Raw genomic sequence first — 9,692 nt, 5'->3', positions numbered from 1 at the left:
TACTAATACTTTAGAAAATTCTTATTAATTTTCTTATTTACTTATAAAGTCTTTTTATTGGATTTTAATAATTTTTATAAGCTATTTTTAATTTATATGGTTAGATTAATATTTGTAAGAATTTATAGTAAATATAAATTTTAATCTTGCCCCTACAATCAGGAGCAAGAAATAACAAATTTTAGCTCTCAAGCCCTAAATTTGCTCTATACTCTTCGTATGTGCCTTTAAAATCAACCACTTCGCCATTGCCTTTTAGGTGTAAAATTCTATTTGCAAAGGCGTCTATTAGCTCCCTGTCGTGGCTCACACAGATGACTGAGCCGTTAAAGTTATAAAACGCTTCGCCAAGCGCGATGATAGCCTCAAGATCGAGGTGGTTGTTTGGCTCATCCATTACAAGTAAATTTGGCCTATGAAGCATGAGCTGAGCTAGTCTCACGCGGTGTTTTTCGCCACCACTTAGCGCGCCCACTGCCTTTTCTTGCTCAGCGCCGCTAAAGAGCATCCTACCAAGGCACTTTCTGATCTCGTCTATGTCCTTGTTTTTAGCATTTTGTAAGTACTCATAAAGCTTTAGCTCGCCATCTATCTTATTTACCGTATCTTGCGCAAAATATCCTAGCTCGATGGTTGCGCCTATATGTACCTCGCCCGCATCAGGCTTTAGCTCGCCCATTATGATCTTGCAAAGCGTACTTTTACCAACACCGTTATGACCGATGATGGCTAGCTTGTCGCCCTTTTCAAGCTTAAAGTTAAAATTTTCAAATATCACTTTATCATCAAATTTCTTACTTACATTTTTAAGCTCTATTAGCTCGTTTCCTATCTCACGGTTTGCACGAAAAAGTATGCTAGGATCACGCCTGCTTGATACTGCGATCTCTGCGATATCGAGCTTTTCAAGCTGTTTTGCACGAGAGGTCGCCTGCTTTGCCTTACTCGCATTTGCTGAAAATCTCGCGATAAATTTCTCCAGCTCCTCTTTCTCTTTTAGCTTCTTATCACGCTCCATTTCATGCTGCTTTGCGATCAAATTTGCAGCCATATACCAGTCGTCATAGTTGCCTGAAAACTCGCGAATTTTCTTAAAATCCACATCCAAAATGTTTGTGCAAACTCTATTTAAAAAGTGCCTGTCGTGGCTGATAACCACAAGTGTGCCCTCGTGGCGGTTTAGCTCGTTTTCTAGCCATGCGATTGCGTCTATATCAAGGTTGTTTGTCGGCTCGTCTAAAAATAAAATGTCTGGCTTTGGAAAGAGTACTTGAGCTAGCAAAACCTTAACTTTATCTGAGTTTTCGACCTCGCTCATTAGCTTATCAAATTCATTTAACCCAAGCGAGCTTAAAATTTTTTCTATCCTAGTCTCGTACTCATAGCTTGGATCCTCCTCGGCGCTTATCATCTCAAGCTCGCTTAAGCGCTCGTTTATCTCATCAGTAAATTCCTCGCTCATATAAAGTTTTTCTTTCTCTTTTACAGCGTCGTATAGGCGTTTATTGCCATAAAGGACTGTGTCTTTTAGCGTGAAATTTTCAAACGCAAACTGATCTTGCCCAAGCACGCCCACTTTTAGTCCATTTTCTATGATGATCTCGCCGCTAGTTGGCTCGATAGCTCCGCTTAAAATTTTTAAAAATGTCGATTTACCAGCGCCATTTGCACCGATTAGTCCGTATCTATTGTGGCGATTTAGCTTTAAATTTACATCCTCAAATAGCAAACTACTTGCGAATCTTTGAGTAAGTCCCCTAACTTCTAACATTATTTTTCCTTGAATTTATTTTTTTGCGATTTTGCCTAAAATTTGATTAAAAAGCCATTTTTGCTACTTTAGCCTAAAATGACCTGTGATTTTGTAGCTATAAAGTATATTTTCTTCTTGTACGCCAGAACCGATATTGTGAATGACAAGCGGTGTTTGGCCTTCAAATTTATCTGAGATCACACCGATGTGAGGTAAATTTCTTGGCAGCATCCATGTGACGATATCGCCTGGCAGAAATTTATCATCACTCACCTCAAAACCTTTTCTTTTTAGATAGGTAGCGATGTTTAAAACACGCCTATGATCAATGTTTTTATCAGCCTTTTTAAGTCCCCACTTTTTAGGATAACTTGCAAAATTTATACTCATATCTTCAAAAATGAGCCTTTGCAGATCTATCTCTTGATGACGTAGCGCTCTTATCACAACGTCGGTGCAAACGCCCTTTTTGATATCCACGTCGCCCATAGGATAGGCGAGCCTTTCGTAGCTTGGATCGTAACTTAGCGTCACGCCGATCTGCGACCTAGCATCATTTACAAATTTACTCGCCGAAAAGGCAAAAATTTGTGTGGCAAAAAGAGCCAAAAGTAGAAATTTCTTCATTTTCTACTTTAAAAGCATAGTTTTTAGAATACGTTTTCCTATCTCAACGCCTGGCTGATCGTAGGTGTTGATGCCTAGCATGATGCCAGTGGCCGAGGTTAGTAGCTCGTAATAAAAAATGAGCCAGCCAGCATGAAACTCATCAAGCCTCTCAAGCGTGATAGTATCGACACTTATGCCCTCTTGCACAAGTGCCATAGCTGTCGCGTCGCACTGCAAATTTATAAGCTCATTTAGGCTTAGACCTGCCACAAAATCGCACTCTTCAAGCCCTTTTAGACTAAAGCTTGGGATAGTTTTGTCGCTCGCGTGATCTTTTATCTTTATAAATGTCACGCTCTTATCTTTTACGCCGTCCATGATAAGCTGCAAAAAGCTGTGCTGATCGCGGCTGCCAACAAGTCCAACTGGCGTAAGGCCGACCCTTTTATAGCCTCTTTTTTTACCAAGACTCTCCGCCCAAAGCTGCACATACCAGTCGTTAAATTCAAAAAATCTATCGCAATAGCTAAAAATGACATTTATACTGGCATTTCTGCTAGTGGCGTAGTGGTAAGCTTTAGCGACTATGGAGCTATCTTTTTGCTCGATGTATTGCTCCTTGCAAGCAAGCGCGCCATCCAGTAGTGCCTTTATATCGTAGCCGCAGATGCCAAGAGGCACAAGGCCGATCGCACTTAGCACGCTAAATCTACCGCCAACATTTTTTGGAATGTTAAAAAATTTAATGCCATTTTCTTTGGCAAAATTTTCTAAATTTGTGCCAGGATCAGTTATGATGAGGAAATTTTTACCTAAATTTTGAGGTTTAAAGTCATCAAGCAAGCACTTAAAAATAGTGATCGTCTCGATCGTGTTGCCTGATTTTGAGCTTATTATAAAAAGTGTCTCGTCAAAATTTAGCCCATCAAGCGTGCTTTTGTAGCTGCAAGGATCGACATTATCTAAAAACAAAAGCTCTCTTTTTATCTCCTTTGTACTATCAAGCATTGATTTTAACGCCTTTACACCAAGACTGCTACCGCCAATGCCAACTAGCACGACATTTTTGATATGAGCTAGCCCCTTTTCATACTCCTCGATCTCGCCAAGTAAATTTTGCCCAAGCACTGGAAGGTGGTAGTAGCCTATCTCGCCGCTTTCGTACTCATCGTTTATGCGTTTGGCGTAGGAGCCAATAACCTCGCTGCTTGCAAAGCTAAATTTAAATGAGGTCTCTATCATTTACTGCGCTCGTAAAAGAAATTTGTAGCCTCGACAAAGCCATCTATACTACCACAGTCAAACCTCTTGCCCTTAAATTTATAAGCTAGCACCATGCCATCTTTTGCCTGCGTTTTTAGCGCGTCTGTGATCTGAATTTCGCCGTTTTTACCTGGCTTTGTTCGCTCTAAGATGTTAAAAATATCTGGCGTTAGGATGTAGCGCCCGATTATCGCTAAATTTGTCGGAGCCTCACTAGGATCAGGCTTTTCAACCATATCATCGACCATTATTAGGTCATCTTCTATAAACCTACCGCTTACGACGCCGTAAGACTTAGTCTGCTCCTTTGGCACTTCCATCACAGCAACTACGCTGCAGCGGTATTTTTCATAAATTTTAACCATCTGTGAAAGCACACCCTCGCCGTTTTCATTTATACATAGATCATCTGCCAAAATGACTCCAAATGCTTCATCACGAACTAGCGTTTTGCCCGTATAAATGGCATGTCCAAGCCCTCTCATCTCATTTTGTCTAGTAAATGAAAATGTGCATGAGTTCATCAAATTTCTTATCTCACTAAGTAGCGACTCTTTTGAGCTACCAGCGATCTCTTTTTCCAGCTCGTAGCTGATATCAAAATAGTCCTCTAGCGCCCTTTTTCCGCGTCCTGTGACAAAGGCCATATTATCCATGCCAGCCTCAAGTGCCTCATCAACGCCGTAGTGAATGAGCGGTTTTGTAAGGATTGGCAACATCTCTTTTGGGAGCGATTTTGTAGCTGGCAAAAACCTCGTTCCGTATCCAGCTGCTGGAAATAGGCAAGTTTGTATCATTTTAGTCCTTCGTGAAAAATTGCAAAATTCTACTATCTTTTCCTTAATAATATAAATTTATCTGAATTTACAAGGCTTTAATTAGCAAATTGATAAGATTTTTAAAATTTAAAGAAAAGAGCAAATTTGCAGACGATTGATAGGATTTTTAAAGCTCAACTTGATATAAAAAAGTCAAATTTTTTAGCATTTTTGTGCCCGATAAGCGAATTTAAAAGTTTGCATGAACGCCTAAAAGAGGAGCATTTTAAGGCTGTTCACGTAGTTTGGGCAACAAGAGAGCTAAACAAATACGGACAAATCGTTGAAAATCAAAGCGATGATGGCGAGCCAAAGGGTACTAGCGGACAGCCAAGCCTAAACGCGCTAAGGGGCGCCGAACTTATAAATGTTGGCGTCTTGATAGTCAGGTATTTTGGCGGGATAAAGCTTGGCACTGGAGGGCTTGTTAGGGCCTACTCTGGGGCAGTAAATGAGGTGATAAATGAGGCTATAAAAGATGGTGGCGTGATGAAATTTGAGATAAAAGATGAGATCAAATTTTTTACGCCATTTTCATTAATGAGCCGCTTTGAGCACTATTTTGCCACTAAAAATTTAAGTGAGTTTGAAAGAGATTTTAATGACCTTGGAGCGATCTGGAGCATAAATTTAAACGAGGCTGAGTTTGCCGAGCTATTTAAATTTTGCAAAGAATTTGAAGCAAGCGAGTTTAAATTTTTAGCCCTTGCACTTAGTGGCAAGAGCTTATTCGCTCATCAAAGCTAAATCATTGTAAAATCGCAAAAATTTTAAAAAGAAAGTAAAAATGGAAATTTGGAACGACATTTATAACCACTTTAACCCAGTCGCATTTAGTATCTTTGGCTTTAGCGTGCACTGGTATGGGCTTATGTATATTTTAGCCCTTGTTTTGGCGCTTGCCATGGCAAAATATCTCGTTAAAAAAGATAAAATCCCAATCTCAAATCAGCTCTTGGATAATTACTTTTTCTGGGTTGAAATAGGCGTTATTTTAGGTGCTAGGCTCGGCTGGGTTTTAGTATATTCAGGCGAAGTAAGCTACTACTTGACGCAACCTTGGCAAATTTTTAATCCATTTCATAACGGCGAATTTATAGGAATTCGTGGCATGAGTTACCACGGAGCAGTAGTTGGCTTTTTGCTTGCGACATATCTATTTTGCAAAAGGTATAAACAAAATTTATGGCAGCTACTTGATCTTTGTGCCGTTTGCATACCTTTTGGCTATACATTTGGCAGGATTGGAAATTTCTTAAATCAAGAGCTTTTTGGACGAGTTACAGATGTGCCTTGGGCAATAAATGTTTTTGGACAACCAAGGCATCCTAGTCAGCTTTATGAGGCATTCTTAGAAGGTTTAGTTATTTTTATTATTTTATTTTTATATAGGAAATTTAAGAAATTTAATGGCGAGCTGATCGCGCTTTATGCTATTTTATACACTTTTGCAAGATTTATTTGTGAATTTTTTAGAGAGCCTGATTCAGGGCTTGGATTTATTATTTTTAATCTTTCAATGGGTCAAATATTATCACTTATCATGTGTGGTTTTGGAATTTTTATTTATGCCATGCTTTATAAAAAATTTTCAAAGCTCTAATATAAGTGTTTAAAAAATATTAAAGTAAAAATCTGATAGCATTAGCTTTATCAATTAATACTAATATTTAAATTAGTATTAAGAAATGATAATTTATTTCAAATTTCTTAGGAGGGCTCATGACCGGGCTTATAGAAGGTTTTTTGGGAAAACGGTCGGACGACAAAAAAAGTCGCACTCCAGCCGCTTGGGATAGATGGCAAAGTATTACAGGGTTTATTTTGGCCTGTTTTATTTTATGTCATATGGTTTTTACTTCTACTATACTACTTGGCAAAGACGCATTTAACGCTGTCGTAGGGTTTGCGGAGGCTAAATTTTTATTTGGAGAAACTACTTGGTGGATCACTAACGTTATTGCCGCGGTAATATTTGCCATTTTTATCGCTCATGCATTTTTAGCTATGAGAAAATTTCCAGCAAACTACAGACAATATCTAATGTTTAGAGGTCACAAAGACCGCATGAAGCACCTTGATACTACGCTTTGGTGGTTTCAGTTTTTAACCGGTTTTGCTCTATTTTTCGCAGCCAGCGCGCACCTAGTGGATATAGTCTTTGGCGGACACATTACTGCAGATAATTCAGCTAAAAATTTTCATCAACTAGAAATTTTCTACTTCGCACTACTTGTTTTTATGGTCGTTCACGCTAGTATCGGTATGTACCGCTTGTATGTCAAATGGATAAGCATTGATGGTGCAAATAAGCACGAAATGTTTGCCAAAAGGAATAAGGCAAAAACAATTGTATTTGCCGTTTATGGCATACTTGCTATAATTGCGCTAATCGCCGATTTCGTGTGGATCAGCCATTAAAAAGGAGCTAGAAGATGAATGTAAAATATTATGATGCATTGGTAATTGGTGGTGGTCTAGCTGGTCTTAGAGCTGCTGTGGCTGCTGGAGAAAAGGGCTTAAGCACTGTCGTTTTAAGCCTAATACCTGTAAAACGCTCGCACTCTGCAGCTGCGCAAGGCGGTATGCAAGCCTCTTTGGGAAATTCAAAAATGAGCGAAGGCGACAACGAGGACGTACACTTTGCCGACACGGTAAAAGGTAGCGACTGGGGCTGCGATCAGCAAGTTGCGCGTATGTTTTGTCAAACCGCGCCTAAGGCGATCCGCGAGCTAGCGGCTTGGGGCGTGCCTTGGACTCGTATAACAAAAGGCGAAAGAAGCGCTATTATCAACGCTCAAAAAACGACTATCGTAGAAAAAGAAGAAGTCCACGGACTCATCCACTCTCGCGACTTTGGCGGAACTAAAAAATGGAGAACATGCTTTACAGCCGACGCCACCGGTCACACTATGCTTTTTGCCGTAGCGAACGAAGCTCTAAAGCACAATGTCGAAATTCACGACAGAAAAGAAGCTATCGCGCTAATCCACGCAAACAACCGCTGTTACGGCGCGATCGTTCGCGATCTAGTTAACGGCGAGATCACGGCATACGTCGCAAAAGGCACGCTAATAGCCACCGGCGGCTACGGTAGGGTTTATAAACACACTACAAACGCCGTAGTTTGCGAGGGTATAGGTGCGGCCATCGCTCTTGAGACCGGCGTAGCTCAGCTAGGAAATATGGAAGCTGTTCAGTTTCACCCGACTCCGATCGTTCCAAGCGGTATCTTGCTAACGGAAGGTTGCCGCGGCGACGGCGGAATTTTACGCGACGTGGACGGATATCGCTTTATGCCAGACTACGAGCCTGAGAAAAAAGAACTAGCTAGCCGCGACGTCGTAAGCCGCCGCATCATGGAGCATATCCGCGCAGGTAAAGGCGTACCTAGCCCATACGGATATCACGTTTGGCTAGATATCTCGATCCTAGGACGCGAACATATCGAGAAAAATTTACGCGACGTTCAAGAAATTTGCGAAATCTTTAACGGCATCGATCCTGCCGACACCGAAGTATATACCGACGAGAATGGACGACAGCGCGGTAAAGGTTGGGCGCCGATCCTACCTATGCAGCACTACTCTATGGGTGGTATAAAAACTAAGCCTACAGGCGAGAGCCCGACGTTAGCGGGTCTATTTAGCGCCGGCGAGGCTGCATGCTGGGATATGCACGGATTTAACCGCCTAGGCGGCAACTCCGTTTCAGAAACCGTCGTAGCTGGCATGATCGTTGGGGACTATTTTGCCGACTACTGCGGCAGCCACGAGATAGATATAAATACCGCAGATATCGAAAAATTCGTTAAAAAAGAGGAAGACTATCTAAAAAGTCTAGTCGAAAAAGAGGGCAAATTTAACGTATTTGAGATCAAAAATAAGATGAAAGACATCATGTGGGAGCACGTAGCGATCTTTAGAACTGGCGAAGGTCTAGCCGTAGCGGTAAAAGAGCTAGAAGAGCTTTATAAACAATCTTTAGATGTCAAAGTCACAAACAAGGCGCTATTTGGCAACCCTGAGCTTGAGGAAGCCTACCGCGTACCGAAGATGCTAAAACTAGCCCTTTGTATCGCAAAAGGCGCGCTTGATCGCACCGAGAGCCGCGGAGCGCACTGCCGCGAGGACTATCCGAAACGCGACGACCTAAACTGGCTAAACAGAACTCTAACTAGCTGGAAAGAGGGCGATACGCTACCGACTATCGTATATGAGCCACTTGATATTATGAAAATGGAAATGCCACCAGCATTTAGAGGCTATGGTGCGAAAGGTAATATTATTGAGCATCCAGATAGTGCCATCCGCCAAAAAGAGGTTGATGAAATTCGTGAGAAAATGCAAGCTGAAGGTAAGAGCAGACAAGAAATTCAAGAGGCTTTAATGCACTATGATCTTCAACCAAAATATAAAGCACCAAACGAAAGAGCAGGAATAGGATATGAGTAGAAAAATAACCATAAAAGCATTTAAATATAATCCGTTAAGCAAAATTTCAAAACCACATTTCGCGACCTACGAGTTGGAAGAGACTGATGGTATGACATTATTTATCGCGTTAAATATGATTCGTGAGAAATTTGACCCAGATCTTAGCTTTGACTTCGTTTGCCGCGCCGGCATCTGCGGAAGCTGCGGTATGCTCGTAAATGGTAAGCCAAGATTAGCTTGTAGAACTCTTACTAAGGATTTTGAAAGCGGAGTAATTGAGCTTATGCCTTTGCCAGTATTTAAGTTACTAAAAGACTTAAGCGTAGACACCGGCAACTGGATGAATGCGATGAGTAGGCGTGTGGAGAGCTGGATACACACAGATCACGAGACAGATATCTCTAAGCTTGAGGAAAAGGTTGAACCTGAAGTGGCTCAAGAGGTATTTGAGCTTGATCGCTGCATCGAGTGCGGTATCTGCGTGGCTGCATGCGGTACGGCTATCATGAGGCCTGATTTCATCGGCGCGGTCGGACTTAACCGCGTAGCTAGGTTTAAAATCGACGCGCTTGATAAACGAACCGATGAGGACTTTTACGAGCTTATCGGCGACGATGACGGCGTATTTGGCTGTATGACTTTGCTAGGCTGTGAAGACAACTGCCCTAAACACCTCCCACTTCAAAGCCGAATAGCTTATATGCGTAGAAAAATGGCTGCCATAAAGTAGCCAAGGGGCTGTAAAAGCCCCAAATTTACTTCTAAATTTATTAAAAAAGACTGCAAATAGATGCCAAAAGGCATAAAAAGATA

9 protein-coding genes are annotated in these 9,692 nt (G+C 41.3%); 5 read left to right on the top strand and 4 right to left on the bottom strand.

Features of this window, described 5'->3' with window-relative positions; all coding sequences use genetic code 11:
- Positions 1-181 precede the first annotated feature (181 nt).
- The 4 genes from abc-f to galU all read right to left on the bottom strand — a co-directional run bounded on the left by abc-f (position 182) and on the right by galU (position 4,422).
- The gene (gene abc-f, locus F3G69_RS03510) at positions 182-1,771 is read right to left on the bottom strand and encodes a ribosomal protection-like ABC-F family protein (RefSeq protein ID WP_149714434.1); all 1,590 of its coding nucleotides are present in this window, start codon (positions 1,769-1,771) and stop codon (positions 182-184) included.
- 63 nt (positions 1,772-1,834) lie between these two features.
- Positions 1,835-2,380: a DUF1287 domain-containing protein gene (locus tag F3G69_RS03505; RefSeq protein ID WP_149714433.1), complete on the bottom strand. Its 546-nt coding sequence runs from the start codon at positions 2,378-2,380 to the stop codon at positions 1,835-1,837.
- A gap of 3 nt (positions 2,381-2,383) precedes the next feature.
- Entirely contained in the window at positions 2,384-3,604 is a 1,221-nt protein-coding gene (locus F3G69_RS03500) for a glucose-6-phosphate isomerase (protein WP_149714432.1), read from the bottom strand.
- Positions 3,601-4,422: a UTP--glucose-1-phosphate uridylyltransferase GalU gene (gene galU, locus F3G69_RS03495; RefSeq protein WP_149714431.1), complete on the bottom strand. Its 822-nt coding sequence runs from the start codon at positions 4,420-4,422 to the stop codon at positions 3,601-3,603. Before galU ends, F3G69_RS03500 begins: the two co-directional genes overlap by 4 nt.
- Positions 4,423-4,548: 126 nt before the next feature.
- Here galU and F3G69_RS03490 point away from each other — a divergent pair, with 126 nt between their 5' ends.
- From F3G69_RS03490 to F3G69_RS03470, 5 genes are all read left to right on the top strand, one after another.
- The gene (locus F3G69_RS03490; RefSeq protein ID WP_149714430.1) at positions 4,549-5,190 is read left to right on the top strand and encodes an IMPACT family protein; all 642 of its coding nucleotides are present in this window, start codon (positions 4,549-4,551) and stop codon (positions 5,188-5,190) included.
- A 40-nt stretch (positions 5,191-5,230) separates the two neighbouring features.
- Entirely contained in the window at positions 5,231-6,046 is an 816-nt protein-coding gene (lgt, locus tag F3G69_RS03485) for a prolipoprotein diacylglyceryl transferase (RefSeq protein ID WP_103600061.1), read from the top strand.
- A 119-nt stretch (positions 6,047-6,165) separates the two neighbouring features.
- Entirely contained in the window at positions 6,166-6,864 is a 699-nt protein-coding gene (locus F3G69_RS03480) for a fumarate reductase cytochrome b subunit (protein WP_103600062.1), read from the top strand.
- 14 nt (positions 6,865-6,878) lie between these two features.
- Positions 6,879-8,897 (top strand): fumarate reductase flavoprotein subunit, encoded by a 2,019-nt coding sequence (locus tag F3G69_RS03475; protein ID WP_072595155.1) that lies wholly within the window; start codon positions 6,879-6,881, stop codon positions 8,895-8,897.
- On the top strand, positions 8,890-9,609 hold the full coding sequence (locus F3G69_RS03470; protein ID WP_021091811.1) for a fumarate reductase iron-sulfur subunit: 720 nt from the start codon (positions 8,890-8,892) through the stop codon (positions 9,607-9,609). The genes F3G69_RS03475 and F3G69_RS03470 overlap by 8 nt, the downstream gene beginning before the upstream one ends.
- The last annotated feature ends 83 nt before the right edge of the window (positions 9,610-9,692 follow it).

Source organism: Campylobacter concisus (assembly GCF_902460625.1).
Taxonomy (GTDB): domain Bacteria; phylum Campylobacterota; class Campylobacteria; order Campylobacterales; family Campylobacteraceae; genus Campylobacter_A; species Campylobacter_A concisus_AD.
The sequence above is the reverse complement of the archived record's forward strand: the minus strand, read 5'-3'. Positions and strand labels throughout refer to the sequence as shown.